This window comes from Dyadobacter sp. OTU695 (genome assembly GCF_038440355.1).
Classification (GTDB): Bacteria; Bacteroidota; Bacteroidia; order Cytophagales; family Spirosomataceae; genus Dyadobacter.
Genome location: NZ_JASATN010000011.1, coordinates 102,492 through 119,390, shown reverse-complemented (window position 1 = coordinate 119,390; position 16,899 = coordinate 102,492). Strand labels below are relative to the sequence as shown.

General features: G+C 49.0%; 16 protein-coding genes. 8 read left to right on the top strand and 8 right to left on the bottom strand.

Annotation, left to right across the window (positions count from 1 at the left end):
• Positions 1-70: 70 nt before the first annotated feature.
• Positions 71-1,414: an FGGY-family carbohydrate kinase gene (locus AAHB90_RS20120; RefSeq protein ID WP_342086992.1), complete on the top strand. Its 1,344-nt coding sequence runs from the start codon at positions 71-73 to the stop codon at positions 1,412-1,414.
• On the opposite strand, the gene recG is transcribed toward AAHB90_RS20120, so the two are convergent.
• Positions 1,415-3,535 (bottom strand): ATP-dependent DNA helicase RecG, encoded by a 2,121-nt coding sequence (gene recG, locus AAHB90_RS20115; RefSeq protein WP_342086991.1) that lies wholly within the window; start codon positions 3,533-3,535, stop codon positions 1,415-1,417. It lies immediately after the preceding gene.
• Positions 3,536-3,718: 183 nt separating this feature from the next.
• Between recG and AAHB90_RS20110 the strand changes: the two genes are divergently transcribed.
• Positions 3,719-4,234 (top strand): DUF2911 domain-containing protein, encoded by a 516-nt coding sequence (locus AAHB90_RS20110; protein ID WP_342086990.1) that lies wholly within the window; start codon positions 3,719-3,721, stop codon positions 4,232-4,234.
• An 89-nt stretch (positions 4,235-4,323) separates the two neighbouring features.
• On the opposite strand, the gene AAHB90_RS20105 is transcribed toward AAHB90_RS20110, so the two are convergent.
• From AAHB90_RS20105 to AAHB90_RS20080, 6 genes are all read right to left on the bottom strand, one after another.
• Positions 4,324-4,620, bottom strand: coding sequence for a winged helix-turn-helix domain-containing protein (locus AAHB90_RS20105; protein ID WP_015814332.1), 297 nt, complete (start codon positions 4,618-4,620; stop codon positions 4,324-4,326).
• A gap of 56 nt (positions 4,621-4,676) precedes the next feature.
• Complete coding sequence (locus AAHB90_RS20100) at positions 4,677-5,804, bottom strand: hypothetical protein (protein ID WP_342086989.1); 1,128 nt, start codon at positions 5,802-5,804, stop codon at positions 4,677-4,679.
• 63 nt (positions 5,805-5,867) lie between these two features.
• Complete coding sequence (locus AAHB90_RS20095) at positions 5,868-6,242, bottom strand: diacylglycerol kinase family protein (protein WP_342086988.1); 375 nt, start codon at positions 6,240-6,242, stop codon at positions 5,868-5,870.
• A complete protein-coding gene (locus AAHB90_RS20090; protein ID WP_342086987.1) occupies positions 6,217-6,897 on the bottom strand; it encodes a DUF1361 domain-containing protein in 681 nt (226 codons plus the stop codon). The genes AAHB90_RS20095 and AAHB90_RS20090 overlap by 26 nt, the downstream gene beginning before the upstream one ends.
• A gap of 96 nt (positions 6,898-6,993) precedes the next feature.
• Positions 6,994-7,905, bottom strand: coding sequence for an SMP-30/gluconolactonase/LRE family protein (locus AAHB90_RS20085; protein ID WP_342086986.1), 912 nt, complete (start codon positions 7,903-7,905; stop codon positions 6,994-6,996).
• Between the two features lie 20 nt (positions 7,906-7,925).
• Positions 7,926-8,573, bottom strand: coding sequence for a thioredoxin family protein (locus AAHB90_RS20080; protein ID WP_342086985.1), 648 nt, complete (start codon positions 8,571-8,573; stop codon positions 7,926-7,928).
• A gap of 351 nt (positions 8,574-8,924) precedes the next feature.
• Here AAHB90_RS20080 and rplU point away from each other — a divergent pair, with 351 nt between their 5' ends.
• The 6 genes from rplU (at position 8,925) to AAHB90_RS20050 (ending at position 14,074) form a co-directional block, all read left to right on the top strand.
• Positions 8,925-9,236, top strand: coding sequence for a 50S ribosomal protein L21 (gene rplU, locus AAHB90_RS20075; RefSeq protein ID WP_015814326.1), 312 nt, complete (start codon positions 8,925-8,927; stop codon positions 9,234-9,236).
• A gap of 62 nt (positions 9,237-9,298) precedes the next feature.
• A complete protein-coding gene (gene rpmA, locus AAHB90_RS20070) occupies positions 9,299-9,577 on the top strand; it encodes a 50S ribosomal protein L27 (RefSeq protein ID WP_342086984.1) in 279 nt (92 codons plus the stop codon).
• 160 nt (positions 9,578-9,737) lie between these two features.
• Complete coding sequence (locus tag AAHB90_RS20065; protein ID WP_106596132.1) at positions 9,738-10,334, top strand: NifU family protein; 597 nt, start codon at positions 9,738-9,740, stop codon at positions 10,332-10,334.
• 78 nt (positions 10,335-10,412) lie between these two features.
• Positions 10,413-11,504, top strand: a complete 1,092-nt coding sequence (locus AAHB90_RS20060; RefSeq protein ID WP_342086983.1) for a hypothetical protein — start codon at positions 10,413-10,415, stop codon at positions 11,502-11,504.
• 28 nt (positions 11,505-11,532) lie between these two features.
• A complete protein-coding gene (locus tag AAHB90_RS20055) occupies positions 11,533-12,585 on the top strand; it encodes a ferredoxin--NADP reductase (RefSeq protein ID WP_342086982.1) in 1,053 nt (350 codons plus the stop codon).
• A gap of 424 nt (positions 12,586-13,009) precedes the next feature.
• A complete protein-coding gene (locus AAHB90_RS20050; RefSeq protein WP_342086981.1) occupies positions 13,010-14,074 on the top strand; it encodes a LacI family DNA-binding transcriptional regulator in 1,065 nt (354 codons plus the stop codon).
• A 184-nt stretch (positions 14,075-14,258) separates the two neighbouring features.
• Here AAHB90_RS20050 and AAHB90_RS20045 read toward each other — a convergent pair whose 3' ends face one another.
• The gene (locus AAHB90_RS20045) at positions 14,259-16,880 is read right to left on the bottom strand and encodes a M1 family metallopeptidase (protein ID WP_342086980.1); all 2,622 of its coding nucleotides are present in this window, start codon (positions 16,878-16,880) and stop codon (positions 14,259-14,261) included.
• Between the last annotated feature and the right edge of the window lie 19 nt (positions 16,881-16,899).

Here is a 16,899-nt window from a genome sequence, read left to right as displayed (position 1 = left end):
TGGTTTTAACGTAAAGTCACTATATTGACCGAAAAAATACATTTCCGGGTAAAAAAGTGATATTCCAGTAATGAAAGTAACAGCGGTTTTTGATATTGGCAGGACCAATAAGAAGTATGTACTTTTCAACGAAAAGTATGATATCGTTCATGAGTTTTCAGAATCCCTCCCAGAAACAGTTGACGAAGACGGCTTCCCTACCGAAGATTGTGAATTGTTGACCAAATGGGTGCAGGACCGCTGGGCCGAATTGCTGGCCAACCCGGAATTCGACATCAAAGCCGTGAATGTGGCTGGCTATGGTGCGAGCCTGGTGCACCTGGATGCCGCAAACCGGCCGCTTACCCCGCTGTATTCGTACCTTAAACCGTTCCCGGAAGATCTTTTAAGGCAATTTTACAGCACCTACGGCGATCCTACCCGCATTTCGCTGCAAACCGGCTCACCGGCCATGGGGATGCTCAACTCGGGTATGCAACTGTACTGGCTTAAACATACCAGACCGGAAATTTACAGCCAGATTGCTACAACCTTACATTTGCCGCAATACATCCTGTATCTCCTTACCGGTCGCAAAGTGAGCGATTACACTTCGCTGGGCTGCCATACCGCATTGTGGAGCTTCGAAATGTGGGACTACCACGAATGGGTAAAACAGGAAGGCATTCATAAAAAGCTGGCGCCGGTACTGGCGTCTTCGTCGTTCATTTACCGCCATGGCGACAAAGGTATCCAATCGGGCTTCGGGCTGCACGACAGTTCGTCGGCATTGATACCTTACAGGATGGCTGTCAAAAAGCCATTTGTGCTGCTTTCGACCGGTACGTGGTGTATCAACTTCAACTCATTCGCTTCGAAACCGCTGACCTCCTATCAGCTTGAACGCGACTGTATGAATTATCTCACGCCCGAAGGCAGCGGCGTCACTGCGTCACGTCTTTTCATGGGCCGCGAGCACGATTACCAGGTGGCACGCATTGCCGAATACTTCCACGTAGCGCCTGATTTTTATAAAAAAGTAGTGTTTGATGACGAAATCCTGAAACAGGATACTCCTAAATTCTACACCGCCTGCATGACCGGCAACGGCCCATTCCCTGAACCAAATACGCAGGAGTGGCAGATCAGCGCATTCGCATCGGCAGAGGCTGCATACCATCATTTAATAAAAGGGCTGACAGAGCTGCTGTTCGTCTCCCTGAACCTGGTGAATGTCAACGACGTGCATGCTATTTATGTAGATGGCGGATTCGCCCGCAACGAAATATTCACCAAGCTCCTGGCGCGGCATTATCCAAACCACAAAGTTTACGTGTCAGACTTACCGTACGCGACCTCTCTGGGTGCCGCATTACACGTGACACGCCCGCAGACCTATGAATTCGCAAACGAGATCCGTGAAATAAAACCTTGATCAGCTGATCCGGCTCCAGTTGGTTTCTTCCTTACGCAGGTTTGCGAGATGACTGCGAATAGGGTGGTGAACCGGCTGGAGCAGATCGGGATCAGCGGTGAGAATTTCTTCCGCAGAGGCACGCGCAGCCTTCAATATCTCACCGTCCTGGGCTAGGTTGGCCACCAGCAGATCTACCAATCCGCTCTGCTGCGTTCCCGAAATATCGCCCGGACCGCGGAGTTGCAAATCCACTTCCGCTATTTCAAAACCGTCGTTGGTAGTACACATCGTTTCGATCCGCAGCTTGGTGTCTTTGCTAAGCTTATAATCAGTCATTAAAATACAGTACGACTGCTCTGCGCCACGCCCTACCCTGCCGCGCAGCTGGTGCAACTGTGACAGACCGAAACGCTCCGCATTCTCGATCACCATCACCGATGCATTCGGGACATTCACGCCCACTTCGATTACCGTCGTTGCAACCATGATTTTCGTTTCGCCGCGCACAAAACGGCCCATTTCGAAATCCTTGTCCTGAGAGCGCATTTTGCCATGGACAATGCTGAGAGGAACACCGGGGAAAGCCCGAGCAACACTTTCATAGCCGTCCATCAGGTCCTTCAAATCCATTTTCTCCGACTCCTCGATCAGCGGATACACCATGTAAACCTGCCGTCCCTTCGCTATTTCCTCTTTCAGGAACCCGAATACCGACAACCGGTGCTTGTCGAACCGATGCACGGTTTTAATGGGCTTCCGGCCGGCTGGCAGTTCGTTAATAGCCGAAATGTCGAGATCACCGTACAATGTCATCGCTAGCGTACGTGGAATGGGCGTAGCCGTCATCACGAGCATATGCGGGTTGATATGCTTGTTTTTAGCCCAAAGTTTCGCACGTTGTGCTACCCCGAAACGGTGCTGTTCGTCGATAATACAAAGTCCAAGATTTTTGAACTGCACAGCATCTTCTATCAACGCATGCGTACCTACGATGATATGTAAAGTGCCATTCAGCAAGTCGCGGTGAATGATCTCGCGTTCCTTCTTTTTTGTGGAACCCGTCAGTTTGGCAATATTGACCCCCAGCAGGTCCGCGAACTTCTTGAGGCCCTGGTAATGCTGGTCGGTCAGAATTTCGGTGGGCGCCATGAGGCAGGCCTGTGCATCGTTATCCAATGCAAAAAGCATGGTGATAAACGCTACGATCGTCTTTCCCGAACCTACATCACCTTGCAGCAAGCGGTTCATTTGCTTGCCGGTTTTGAGGTCTTCGTGGATCTCATGCAGCACGCGAATCTGCGCGCCCGTGAGTTTGAAAGGCAAATGCTGCTCGTAAAACTCCTTTACGAGTAATGTTTTATCAAATATCAGTCCCGGATATTCTATTTTGTGCAGCAGCTTGTTCTTGATCAGCCTGAACTGGTTATAGAACAGCTCCTCAAATTTCAAACGTCGTTGCGCCTGGTGCAGGGTCCTGGCATCCTGGGGTAGGTGGAAATGCCACAGGGCCTGCGCTTTGGAAATCAGGCGGTATTTCTGGGTAAGCGGCTCAGGCAGTGTCTCCCGTATGTGTGTATGCGAGATTTCGAGCAGACTTCGCACCATCTTACTAATCGCCTTGCTGTCGAGGAACTTCTTTCGCAGCTTTTCAGTGAGAGGGTAAATGGGTTGCCAATAGCCGGCCGTCGCGTTTTCCTGCGTCAGCACCTCTATCTCCGGATGGGTAATGCTCCATTTTCCGCCGAAGAGCACGGGGTTTCCATAAACAATATACTCCCCGCCGCGTTTCAGCCACTTTTCATACCAGGAAATGCTCTGGAACCACACGAGTTCCAAATAGCCAGTTCCATCCTGAAACTGCCCGACGAGCCTTTTCTTATTCCCCTCGCCGATTACGGCAAACTCGCGCAAACGCCCCTTCACCTGCGCGGCGGACATTTGTTCGTTCAGCTCGCTGATTCTGTGGAAAACGCTACGGTCTTCGTGTCGGAAAGGATAATGCTGGATAAGATCGCCGAAAGTGAAAATATTCAGCTCCTGGTTCAGCAGTGCGGCTTTTTGTGGGCCCACGCCTTTCAGGAATTCGATTTTAGTATCGAAAAAACGGGTTCTAACGGATGGGTTTGTTTCAGAAGTCATTATTCAAATATAAACTGAAATCACAAAAAACACCGTTCAGGCGCTGCAAATGTTAATCTCTGTTAACAGCGTAGCTATTCCGCTGTTTTTGGGCACAACCCGCTTGATTCGCAACTTTCGAATGCCTTACTTGCTGCTTTGTATTTCTTAAACCACCAATCCATTACCAAAATTACACGCTTTATGAAAACCACATTGTTATCGCTTTTCCTCACGTTGATCGCATTCACCTGGGCATCCGCGCAAGAAAAAAAGCCTGCAAGCCCGCATGTTACCACCGACGGTAAAAATATGAGCATTACCTACGGCCAGCCATCCAAAAAAGGCCGTGTCCTGTTTGGAAAACCCGGAAGCGGCAGCCTTGAACCGTACGGCAAGCCATGGCGCATCGGAGCCGACCAGGCTACTGAAATCACTTTCAAGAAAGACGGGACGTTCGGCGGCAAGGCTGTAAAAGCGGGAACCTACACATTGGTAGCCATTCCCGACGAAAAAGAATGGACTTTAATCCTGAACAGCCAGTTGGGCCAATGGGGTGCTTACGAATACGAAAAGCACAAAGCTAAAAACGTGCTAGAGGTGAAGGTTCCAAATAAGAGCTATCCTGCATCTGAAGAAAAACTGACTTTCCAGGTAAAAGACACCTCCCTGGATTTCCAATGGGATAAAGTAGGCTTCTCGGTTCCTGTGAAGTTCTAAAAGCAGATCGATAATAAAAAGAAAGGGGTGCTTCCGAAACGTAGCACCCCTTTCCTTTTTCCTTCCTCCCTACTCCCTTTTCTCTCCTATCACAAATTCTGCTTGATCATATTCTCCAACACCTGTAAATGCTCGGTAAAGGCCTTATGCCCGTCCTCGGTAGCTTTATAGGTCGTGAGCGGCTTGCGGCCGTTGAATTGCTTCTGGAACTCGATGTACTTGATCTCTTCCAATGCTTTCAAATGCGAGGCGAGGTTGCCGTCGGTGAGCTGCAACAGTTCTTTCAATTCATTAAAACTAAGGGAATCGTTTACCACGAGCACGGACATAAGCCCAAGCCTGATCTTGCTTTCAAATACCTTATTAAACTTTTCTAACCACTCCATTACAGGCTCCTGTTACGAGGACGTCGGGCACCGGGCGACGGATCGCCCGCACCCTGTTATTGATTGGCTTCCAGAAACAGCATAGCATCGCGGTTGCGGAGCCACACAGCCTGGTCGCGTTGATTGTTGGCTGCCATGGTAAATCCCGAGCCCACAAGGCCCGTTCCTACCGACACCCAGAAAAAGGTCTTCAGATTATCGCGGTTGCCCGTAAGCAACGATATCACCGAACCAGCCGATCCGGCCAACGAAATGACAAGGCCAATGCTTCGCGTCCTTCTCGATTTCAGATAGAGGCCCAGGCCGGCCGGCGAAATCATAAATTCGTTCTTCAACGCCTTTTGTCCGGTGTAAACGACATTGTTTTTGACAAAACTATTCCCATTTCTCAAATAAATGGTTTCCTTATCGTACCATTTTCTTGCTTTCGAAGCAATGCTGTCCGAAGGCACCCGCACCTGCGCCGAACACACCGAGCCCGTAACAAGCAATAAAAGCACCACTGCCACACCCGATTTCCCGCCTGGGAGCTGCTCGCCTGGAAGTTTCTCTCTTTCGTAACGGTTGTACATCGTAAGGCCATAAATAATGTGCAAAAGACCAAAGCCTATTGCCCAGAATATCAGCGAGTAGCCTGTCAAAAATAAAGCGACGCAGCCTATTCCGATTTCAGAAATACCCATATAAAACACTTCCGGATAAGTAAACCGGCTTGCATTCACCAGCGCCAGACCGTAAAAAAGCAGCGTCACGGGAAAGACCAGCCAGATGAAACCATAATGCAGCATCGCCAGCGCGAATATCCCGCCCGTTATCAGGGGAATCAGCATCGCGATCAGCAATCGCTTTGAACTGCCGTTCCATACGGTAAGCCCCTTTTTGCGTCCTCTCCGCACGGTAAGGATAATACCTACCGCAAGTGACGACACGAGTACGCAAACACCGTCCACCAGCAGAAACTGGATCACGTCCGCACGCGAATGGCCGTTGTAGGTACCAAGCGGGATCAGAATGTCGGCCAGCCAGTCGGTTTTAAAGCGAATGTAGGCTGCCCCGGCACCGATAAGTGCAAAAATTCCGGCAAAAACCCCGCTCAACCCGCTGAGTGAAAGAAATTTGGACGACCGCTCCATCAGGCTGCGGATCTCGTTCAAAGTGTGCAAAGAATCCTGATTCGGGTTCATAAGCGTGATAAATGTAATATCAGTCAGTGATTGTCAGAAATAGTCAAGTGTGGTGGATACCCACTAAAAAAGCAGCAGGATTTTGGGAATAAAAACAATCCCTCCAACGATCACCGCTGATATGGCGAGCAGCAATACGCCGGCGGCTGCGGTATCCTTCACTACTTTAATGACCGGATGATAATCGGCCGAGACGAGGTCCGCCAGTTTTTCAATAGCGGTATTGAATGCTTCCCCTGCCCATACGAGCGCGATCTGGATCACTATAATGCACCATTCAGTAGCTGATATGCTGAAAAAGATGCCTGCGATGGCGACTACTACGCAGGCTATCAGGTGAATGCGCGCATTGTTTTCGTAACGGAACAGGCTGTAAATCCCCGCACCTGCGTAGCGGAAGCTTCGGACGGCTTTAAGAATATCGATGGGTCCGTTCATGTTGTTTCAATTCGGCAAAAATGTGGAACGCAAAGTACAACAACATGAGCACGAACGAAAACGTAATGGTGTGTTTGATCGCCAGGGGATCCCTCATGCTGTGGTAAATGCCCCGTGCGAGCGCACCCGGCTGTGTGACGATGTCCCAGCTGTTCCAACGCCCATAACGGCCCAGGAATATCCCAAATCCGCTCAGGATCATAGAATTCAGGATCGCGAACCATGCCAGACGTTCGTTCCAGCGATGGGCTATGATGCGGTGTACAATGCGGATGCTGTAAAGGCCTGTCATAAACCCGGCCAGCGAAAACGTAAAGATCATTAATGCATCGTACCAGATCATATTTTCAGGTACGGAGCGCAGATGTTTCAGGTCGGTGATGATGTAAGGCGCATTGGGGAAAAACAGTAGCCATACCGAAAGGTAGATCATCAGTATCCCAAAGGGCGCCGGCTGACGCTTCTCCATTTCCCAAACCCATTTAATGAAAAGCAACGGTACCCAGGCGAGAAACAGGTTCCAGGTCAGAAAAATAAAATTCCAGTTTTCCAGGACAATCCTGACCGACAATAATGCCATCGCAGCGGCAGAAACAAATGCAAGGAGCGCTACTTTCAAATTGCCCTCCAGATAATTGACCAGGTTTCTCAGCATTGTTTAAGTTTGTTTTTAAAGTACTTTGAAATACAAAGTTAATAATAAACAAATCAAAACTCCAAGAATACTGGCTGGATTTAAATCAAAGAAAGGTTACTTTTTACTGTTGGCCGCGAATGCTTTCATCATCGCCCATTCCCTGCCCACGGTTTTGGCTTTGAAAGTTTCCAGACAACCGCGGTCCTGTAAAGTAATATAGCAGGTCTTACCATTCTTGCCTCCGAAGCAGATGTTCGAAACCTTCTTTCCGATTGTTTGAATGGTATGAATTACTTTTCCTTCGGGCGAAAGCACGGCTACCTCGCCTTTACCGTGACGTGCGATGTACAGATTACCGTGCACGTCGCAGCGCATGCCGTCCATGCCGCCGTCTTCAAAATGGTGAAGCAATTTTCTGTTGGATAATGTCCCGTCGGCCGCCAGATCGAACGCCCACACATTGCGCTGTACGCTCTCGTTGACGTACAACTTCTTTTCGTCAGGACTTACGTCGATACCATTGGTAGTGCCCATGTTCCCAAAGGCAAGGTTTACTTTTCCTTCGGGAGTAATGTGCCATATTTGCCCGGTACCTTCTTTCCAGTTTGGATCGGAAGCGAAAATATGACCGGAGGCAGTTACCGCCAGATCGTTCGGTTGGTTCATCTTCGGCTCGTTGGCGAAAACGGAAACATCCTTGGTGATCATATCCACTTTCAGGATATTATGGCCCGTGAAATCGGCTACGTAGAAAGTGTTTTTGTCGACAAACCGGATTCCGTTACCTGTGCTGCCTTTGGGCAAGGTCACGAAAAAACTGGCATTACCTTTTTTGCTGATCTGTGCAATCGTACCGTCCCGTGCGAAGTTGACGGCATAAACATTCCCGTCTTCGTCGACAGCCGGGCCTTCGCAGTTGTTCGTAAACTCCCCTTCATTGGAGAATTTCTTGCTTTTAGTCTGTGCCTGGGCGGCTACCGGAAATAAGAATGCAACAGCGAGGAGGAGTATTAAAATTCTGATCATAGGGTAATTTTCTTCAAAAATCACTGATTTTTCCACTTGATGGCGCAGCCTACCGGTTTCGTGACGGTGGTCACCACGGGTTTACCGCCCGCAAGATTGGTCACCGCCTCATCGACGTACAGTTTTGTCACACCGGCGGCGTCCTGCGGGTTATCGTCGATCATGCCCATGTACCGTACGGAAAATTGTGCGCCGTTTTTTTGCAGCACAAATGCCTGCGGCGTACGACCGGCCCCGAATTTCCGCGCTACCTGCTGCGTATCATCCACAAGATAAGGATAACCATAGTGCTTGGCGGCAGAACGTTCCTTCATTTTTTCGAAAGTATCGTCCTGGTGCGTCCCGGGGTCACTAGGGTTGATCGCAATCACAGGGTAGCCCTGTCCTGCAAATTTAGTATTCAACGCGATGATCCGGTCTTCGTAAGCCTTTGCAAACGGGCAATGATTGCTGGTAAACACCACGATCACGCCTTTTGAGCCAGCGAAATCCGAAAGGGAAACCATATTTCCATCGGTATTTTTCAAACGGAAGTTCGATACGGCATCGCCGACCTGGTATCCCCCCTGCCCCTGCTTGCCTTCCTCGATGCCCTCCGCACCGGTCGGTCGGCCGATCAATGCGAAAAACAGTACCAACAAACCCCAACGACTGACTTTTATTTTCATGTTTTCTAAATCTACTGTCTCTTCGACCCGAATATCAGGTAAAAGTAAAAGCGCTAGGTGTTAAACTTTGTTAAGGCATTTCAAAACGCTCAATGTCTAAACGCGGGAGTTCCTCCGAAACATATAAAGGTAACTTTTTGCGCATTTTTAACCACATCGGGCAGATATAGTTCAAATGCGCCGCAGGCCCGTTACATGACAACCAGGTTGCGCATTACCCTGAACGCGGCCTTGCCATGTTGCGAGATATTAAAAAAACAGGAATATTCCACCTAATGCATTGTGATTCTGCCACTCTCTTTTTATCTTTGCACCTCAAATTTTGAATCCAGGTTTAATATAATTATTAACATGTACGCAATCGTAGAAATCGCAGGTCAGCAATTTAAAGTTGAAAAGGGTCGCGAAATCTTCACGCATAGGCTTGAAGGTGACGTGAACGCTGCACTTGTATTTGACAAAGTCCTTCTCGTTGATAACGGAGGCACAGTACAGGTAGGTCTTCCGACAGTAGCAGGTGCTTCTGTAAAAGCAACTGTTCTTGAACACCTTAAAGGTGAGAAAGTGATCGTTTTCAAAAAGAAACGTCGCAAAGGATATCGTGTGAAAAACGGTCACCGTCAGTATCTGACCAAAATCAGCATCGACGAAATCGTTGCCTAATTCACCTGGCGGAAGCCGGAATCAGTTCAAATCAGGAAATTACAATTTAAGTATAAGATATCATGGCACATAAGAAAGGTGTAGGTAGCTCGAAAAACGGACGTGAATCGGAAAGTAAACGTCTCGGTGTAAAATTATTCGGTGGCCAGTTGGCAAAAGCAGGTAACATCCTGGTTCGTCAGCGTGGAACCAAGCATAACCCAGGTAAGAACGTAGGCATCGGCCGCGACCACACATTGTTCGCATTGGTTGATGGTAACGTAGTGTTCCGTAAGACCCGTGAAAACAGATCTTACGTTCACATCGAGCCGATCGCGGTTGAAGCAACTGCAGAAGCGTAATCCACACGCCGAGCACATTTTCGCGAAAGATAAAAGACCCGTCAGACATCAGTTTGACGGGTCTTTTAGTGGTTAATGCGCCCGCTGCCAAACCAAAAGCCCGCATTCGGTGTTCTCTAAGCCGGAAAGTTGTTTTACCCAATCATTATCGACCGTCCCAATGCTGTCACGACCTATTTTTGTATATACCGAATTGAGCCCCAATCCCAACTCGATGAAATTCGTTCTGAATTTCGAGCTGGTACCCGACGGGCTTTCTTTTGACTACCCTTCACTGGAAGCAGCGTTGGAAGAGGGCAAGTCATCGCCGCTTGCCGCCGATCTGTTCCAGTTTCCACATGTGAAGCGCGTATTCATCGCCAGCAACTTCATTACCATTACCAAAGGCGACGATATTGCCTGGGAAGAGGTTTTGCGCGATACGAAGCAATTCATCAAAATCTATTTCGAAGAAAACCACCCGGTGTTCGAGCAAAAGACGATCGATAGCAATACGCTGATCGTCGATGCGCGGGATTCCGATACGGTTCAGAAAATCAAAGCTGCGTTAGACCAATATGTACGTCCGGCCGTTGAATCGGACGGTGGTGCGATCAACTTCCATTCGTTCGATGAAGGCTCTGGCGTCGTGAAGGTGCTTTTGCAAGGCTCTTGCAGCGGCTGCCCGTCGTCGACATTGACGTTGAAGGCCGGTATCGAAAACCTGCTGACCCGCATGGTGCCCGACGTAAAAGAAGTAGTTGCAGAAGGCGTTTAATGCCTGAACTTATTCATGGAAACCCTGTCCCGAACCGGCAGGGTTTCTTTTTTTGATGTGTTTTGTTAGTTTCGGCGCATGAAGCCACCGTTGGAAAAGTTTATAGACCGCATTGAGACATTACAATCGACCGGTAATGCACTTTTCCCAAAAGGTCTGTTTCCGGCACAAAGGTCCAATTCCCTGATCGGCTACCGGCGGCCGGACACGACAATGTTCTTTTCGGCGATCACCGCATTCACTCTCCAATCTATCCGGAAATATTGCAATGCGGCAAGCCAGGCACAGATCGACGCGATCCATAAGCGGGTAACTGCCAACTACCCCGACTTCCAAAACAAGGATGGGTTAAAAACCTATAATTTCTGGAAAACCAAGCCTTCGCGCCATTTCCCGAACGGTCGCTGGTTTCATCGTTTCGAACATTTCCGCATTCCCGACGACATCGATGACACCGCATTTGCCTATCTCACCACCGATCCTTCGAAGGAGGAGTTATTTTGGTTAAAAGAAAAACTGGCGCTACACGCCAATGGTACCAGGCTCTGGATCAGGAACACCTATCCTGAATACAAGCTGCTGCCCGCCTATTCTACCTGGTTTGGCAAGAATATGTATGTCGAGTTCGATGTGAGCGTGCTAAGCAATATGCTGTATTGCATTTTACATTATAACCTGCCGTTGAATGTGCACGACGAAGCCAGTCTTGAATATATCCGTTCGGTAATTGAAACGAGTCGGTATATCGAGGCGCCATTCCGCTGTGCACACCAGTACCCTCGAACGCCACTGATCATTTACCATGTTTCAAGGCTCATAGCGGCCTTTGATCCGCCCGCATTGCGGCCTATCCGCCAGCAATTGATCGACGATTGCAAAACAATCCTCAAAATCACCCAAAACCGTATGGACCAGGTTTTGCTGGCGACTTCTCTCATCCGGCTTGGCCAACCAACCGGGCGCGTTCCAGTCGAAAGTTTCTCTGAAAAGGATTTTAAAGGCTTCCATTTTTTTATAGCAGGATTGCTTACCGCGTACGAGAACCCGCTGCTTTACCGGCTGTCGGCGAGTCCGCTCGTGCATATGCATTGGACGTGCGAGGCGCATTGCTGGGCACTTCTGGCCGAATATGAGGCACTGTGGAACCAGCAACGGCCCAACGGCACTTAACTTATTATCCAATCCCTGAGTCAGGCAAATGGCAGACGACACCATATCATTAAAGCTCCGCGAGATCATCCGGGAAACGGACGACGCCAAGACCTTCGTTTTTGAAACTACCGACGGCAGTAAATTCAATTATCGGGCTGGCCAGTTCCTCACCTTCCTCATCGATATGCATGGCCACGAAGTACGCCGCTCCTACTCGATGAGCTCGGCACCAGGCGTAGATGCATTTCCTGCCATAACCGTCAAGAGAGTACCGAACGGGGAAATCTCCCGCCTGTGGATCGATCATGTCCGAGTCGGTGATATTTTTAAAGCCCTGGCGCCATCGGGCAGGTTTGTGCTGGAAAAGGAAGAAAACGGCGCACGCGATATCGTGCTGATCGGCGCGGGCAGCGGCATTACACCGCTTTTTTCCCTGCTAAAACAAACCCTTACACAGGAAACGGAAAGCCATGTCACGCTGATTTACGCCAGCAGGAACGTCCGCAACACCCTGTTCTGGCAGCACATTACCGAATGGCACGCACGCTTTCCCGAGCGGCTCAATGTCATCCACATTCACAGTCAGCCAACCGACGATTGGAACGGCATCCGGGGACGCATTAATAATACGCGTTTGGAACAACTCATCGGGAAATCCATTCGTTTCAGCCGGCAGAACGCACGCTTCTTCATTTGCGGGCCATTCGATCTCATGCGATCGACGGAGATAACGCTGCATTTCATGGGCTTTTCCGGCGCACAGATCCGCAAAGAAAATTTCGTGATCACCTCCCCGCCTCCACCTCCTCCCGTTTCGAACCCGCATCGCATTATGCTTCATTTCCGGGGCGCTGCGTATGGGCTTCTCGTACCCGCACATTCGACGGTACTGGATGCCGCGCTCGCGGAGGGCATACAACTGCCGTACAGCTGCAAGGGCGGACGATGTTCGTCGTGCGCGGCTGTCTGTACGAGCGGGAAAGTGCATATGAGCGTAAACGAGGTACTTACCGACCGCGACCGGGCCGAAGGCTGGATACTCACCTGCTCGTCCTACGTCGACAGCGACGATGTTACGATCGAATTCCGGCAGGGATAAAAAACAAAGAAGCGTACAGACCAGGCCGTACGCTTCATTTAGGTTTAGGATATAGGAATTTCAATAATTGAATTCCTGAAACGGTTAAAGGTTAGGAATATTAAAGAATAAAATTTTCTTTCTTATCTTATTTACAAAATTAGTTGTCAAAATGGTTTTTCCTAACAATATTTAAAAAAAGTGTTCGAGCACGCATTTGAAAAGAAACACCGGGTTCGTACACGATAGTTACCACAAATAGTAGTTTTTAGTCAGGTAAAGCTAACGGGCAATGTTTAAAACCTCAAATTTATCATAAAAAAAATTTGAAAAATTTTGTTCACCATAGTTGCCTTTTACTAGAAACACACTATTTCCTCCATCTTCATAATTACTTGTTAGATTTGCTGAATGGAAATAAAAAATCCCTGAATTATAGTCAAGAGTGAAAAAGAAAATTGTCAGAATCAAAGATATAGCGGAGAGAGCACAGACCTCCAAAGGCACAGTGGACCGTGTTTTACACAACCGCGGCAGAGTAGCCGACGACGTACGTGAGCGAATCCTGGCCATTATTAAGGAGTTGAACTACGAACCGAATCTGATTGCCCAGTCCCTGAAATCGCAGCGGGCTTTCAATCTGGCAGCCCTCATCCCCGACCCCAACCTCGATTCCTACTGGGAAGCGCCGCATAACGGCCTTGAAAAGGCTGAGAAAGAGCTCCGGCAATACGGTGTTCATATCACCAAATTCATATTCAACTCACATTCCGACACCTCCTTTATCGCCAAAGCAAAGGAAGTGGGCCGCGAGCATCCCGACGGCCTGCTGATCGCGCCGATATTCTACAAGGAGGCATTGCCGTTTTTCAAAGAATGGGCCGAAATGGGCATTCCTTATGTGCTTTTCAACACGCAGATCGAGCATGTGAACCCATTGTGCTACATTGGTCAGGATTCGTACCGCAGCGGGTCGCTGGCAGCTAAAATCCTGCGCTTCGGCCTGCATTCACCGGCAACGGTGCTGGTAGCACATGTCAATGAAGATATTTCCAACTCGGCGCATTTGATTACCAAGGAAGAAGGTTTCCGCGATTATTTCAAAGGCGAAAAGTTGGACGGTATATTCAAGGTGATCAGCAAGGAAATCAACTTCCCGGAAGAAGAGGGCCTGGATAAGCAACTGGATGAGATCCGCAGACAATATCCCGACCTCGGTGCGGTATACGTTACCAATTCAAAAGCATTCGAAGTAGCCGCTTACCTCGAAAAAAATGCGTTGAAGGATATCAAACTGGTTGGCTATGACCTGATCGGCCCCAACCAGCAATACCTCAACAAAGGCATTATCGATTTCCTCATCAACCAGAACCCACTCGGACAAGGTTACTGGGGCATTCACCAGCTGGCCAACCATTTGATTTTCAAAAAGGAAATCCCCGCAATCAAATTCCTGCCGCTAGACATTATCACGAAGGAAAACCTTGACTATTATCTTGATCCGCAGTGATGCGACGACGTAACTGAATTTGTCAGGTGTGGTCAGGGGTGGTCATAAAAAAGTCAGGTATTGTCAGGAGTAATCATTGGAATACAACAACTGACCTTTTGACAACACCTGACTACAAATGACAACCCTTGACTATTAGTGACAACCCCTAACCTCCCTCCTCACGTTGCGGTGTGCGGTATTGTTATAAATCGCCAAACTGGCTGTACATTTCTTTCAGCTTCGGTTCGGTTTCTTTTGCGCGGATGTCTTTCCGAAGCGCGGTTACACCCTGAATGTCGGTAAGGAGGCCTAGGGCCTGGAATGCGCCAAAACGTACGAAATAGGAAGAATTGTCACGCGCGAGGCCTTCGAGGATAGGAATGCTTTTACGCTGAATATCCTGCTTTGATTTGATGAGGTATTTACCAAAAACTTGCAGGAAATTATATTTCTCCGTCGGCTTCATCGCATTCATTTTGGTAAGGAACCAATCGAACCGCTCCGGCTGGGCAAGGCCTGCATAGTAATTCCCGACCGACGTAATGATCGCGTCGTTAGGCGAGTTCTCGAACTGTGCGGCAACTTCCGCAGCATCGTTAGGTTGGCTCATCAGATATTTCTCAATGGCTACCGATGCTACGAGGTAAGAGCTGTCAGCCAATGCCGCTTTGAAAATCGGATCGCTGTTATTGTCACCGAAGGATGCCAGGGTAATGATCGCCTCGGAGCGTACCTGTGGATGCGGGTCGGTCTGAGCACGACTCTGGATTACTTTTTCAATATCTGCAAACCCTTCACCCGCATATTCCGCGAAATTGCTAATCGCCATCTGGCGTAGTTTCCAGAACGGATCGTCCATCGCTTTCACAAGGATCTTTCTGGCAGTCGTGTCGGCCAACGCGCCTTCGAGAGAGGACAATGCATCGTATTTATGCAGGAAACGGTCGGAATTCACATATTGAAATTCCATTTCCGGCCTGTTTTTATCATGCTCGATCACGGCCAGCAAGTTCGCCTCGGCATCGAATATCACCAGATCAGGTTTTTTAGCGGCAGGAAATTCAAGCGTCTGATTCACTTTGTCCACCACCACATCGTAGCGGCTCTTTTTGCCCGACACCCACACATCCACTTTTACGGGCAACCGGTATACCGTTGTCGCCACTGTATCCTGTGTCTGTTTTACTTTTAAAAGCACCTTTCCCTGCGCAGCCACATATTGTTGGTCGATCTTCAATACGGGATGCCCGGGGCGGTGGAACCATTGGTCGAAGAACCAGTTCAGGTCCTGGCCGGTCACTTTTTCGAAGGACATTCGCAGGTCGTCGATCTCGGCGGTACCAAATGCGTGGGATTTGAGATACTGTTGCAAAGCGCCAAAAAAGGCATCATCCCCTACCAGCGCCCGTAGCATATGCAGAATGCGGCCACCCTTGGCATAAGAATGGGCATCGAACATATTCTCGCGGTCTTTATAGAAGTAGCGGATCATCGGTACCTGTTTGGTTTCCGATTCTGCCAGATATTCCTTGGTTTCCTGCAAATTACCCCAATCCGCCTCAAAGCGGCCGTCGTTGTATTCACTCCAAAGGTATTCCGCATAGTTGGCAAACGACTCATTCAATGGAAGTTGCCCCCATTCTTCGGCCGTCACATAATCCCCGAACCAATGGTGGGCCAATTCGTGCGCGACCACGGCGTCGGAGTTACCATCTACCAGCGAGCGGGCGTCGTTTTGTACGCCTTCTTCGTGAACAGTCGCCGTTGTATTTTCCATGGCTCCGGCTACAAAATCCCTTACAGCAATCTGCGCGTATTTTTCCCAGGGATATTCAACGCCGAAAATATTCGTAAAAAAACCCATCATTTCCGGGGTCCGGCCGAAGATGGCCTGTGCATCGGCACCATATTTCGGCTCCACATAATAGCTCAGTTCCAGCCCATTCGGCATCATATCCTTCGCCACCGCAAAATCCCCGACCGCTATCATGGCCAGGTAAGGCGCGTGCGGCCTCGTCTGTTTCCAATGGTCGGTCCGCATACCTTTTTTACCTTCCAGCTGCTCTACCAGCAAGCCGTTCGAAAGCGTTTTGTAGGTGCTGTCAACCGTTATATAAATGTCCTGTGTAAACTTCTGGTTCGGTGCATCAATCGTCGGAAACCAGCAGGAACTGCCCTCGGTTTCTCCCTGCGTCCATACCTGCCGAGGCTTGCCCTCGTCGAGGCCATCGGCATTGATAAAGTATAGCCCTTTATCGGAAGCGCTGTCGTCTTCCTTGCCCCTCGGTACATCGTTGGGCTTCGCTATATAGTCTATTTTTACAAAAAGCGTGTCCTTCCGGGTGTATTCCTGGCCCAGCTTGACGGTGAGCTTACGCTTGTCATAGGTGAATTCCAGCTTCTTTTTGACTTTTCCGGCAATTTCTTCCGTCGTCAGGTCCCCATATTCAGTATTGGTATCCAGCAATGAAACCCCCTTTACATCAAATCCCTTTGCATCCAGTTCGAGAACATTCTGTGGATAAAAATGGGATTTGAATTTCAAGATGGCCGATGCGGGTACTTGTTGCTTCACCCAATCCAGCTGTACATCGAGCCGGGTATACAAAATATCGCTCTTGCGGGCTCTTTCGGGGCGGTAAGGGCCCTGCTTGGTTACCGTACCTGGGTTTCTTCTGTAAAGTGTGTCAGCATCCACACCCGCTAAGGCGCTGAATGAGAGAGAAAGTATGCCAAAAACTGTAAAGATCAATCGGTTCAAAGAAGGCCTTTTAATATCACCGGTCATATCCGCTTTCTGATTGATTGCTAGGAAGTAAGTCAATGTAAATAAGTTAATAAAC

Coding starts and splice junctions, on each gene's coding strand:
- AAHB90_RS20120 (WP_342086992.1), top strand. CDS start 71: ATGAAAGTAACAGCGGTTTTTGATATTGGCAGGACCAATAAGAAGTAT.
- AAHB90_RS20055 (WP_342086982.1), top strand. CDS start 11,533: ATGGCAGACGACACCATATCATTAAAGCTCCGCGAGATCATCCGGGAA.
- AAHB90_RS20095 (WP_342086988.1), bottom strand. CDS start 6,242: ATGAACGGACCCATCGATATTCTTAAAGCCGTCCGAAGCTTCCGCTAC.
- AAHB90_RS20085 (WP_342086986.1), bottom strand. CDS start 7,905: ATGATCAGAATTTTAATACTCCTCCTCGCTGTTGCATTCTTATTTCCG.
- rplU (WP_015814326.1), top strand. CDS start 8,925: ATGTACGCAATCGTAGAAATCGCAGGTCAGCAATTTAAAGTTGAAAAG.
- recG (WP_342086991.1), bottom strand. CDS start 3,535: ATGACTTCTGAAACAAACCCATCCGTTAGAACCCGTTTTTTCGATACT.
- rpmA (WP_342086984.1), top strand. CDS start 9,299: ATGGCACATAAGAAAGGTGTAGGTAGCTCGAAAAACGGACGTGAATCG.
- AAHB90_RS20090 (WP_342086987.1), bottom strand. CDS start 6,897: ATGCTGAGAAACCTGGTCAATTATCTGGAGGGCAATTTGAAAGTAGCG.
- AAHB90_RS20110 (WP_342086990.1), top strand. CDS start 3,719: ATGAAAACCACATTGTTATCGCTTTTCCTCACGTTGATCGCATTCACC.
- AAHB90_RS20105 (WP_015814332.1), bottom strand. CDS start 4,620: ATGGAGTGGTTAGAAAAGTTTAATAAGGTATTTGAAAGCAAGATCAGG.
- AAHB90_RS20065 (WP_106596132.1), top strand. CDS start 9,738: ATGCTGTCACGACCTATTTTTGTATATACCGAATTGAGCCCCAATCCC.
- AAHB90_RS20080 (WP_342086985.1), bottom strand. CDS start 8,573: ATGAAAATAAAAGTCAGTCGTTGGGGTTTGTTGGTACTGTTTTTCGCA.
- AAHB90_RS20060 (WP_342086983.1), top strand. CDS start 10,413: ATGAAGCCACCGTTGGAAAAGTTTATAGACCGCATTGAGACATTACAA.
- AAHB90_RS20100 (WP_342086989.1), bottom strand. CDS start 5,804: ATGAACCCGAATCAGGATTCTTTGCACACTTTGAACGAGATCCGCAGC.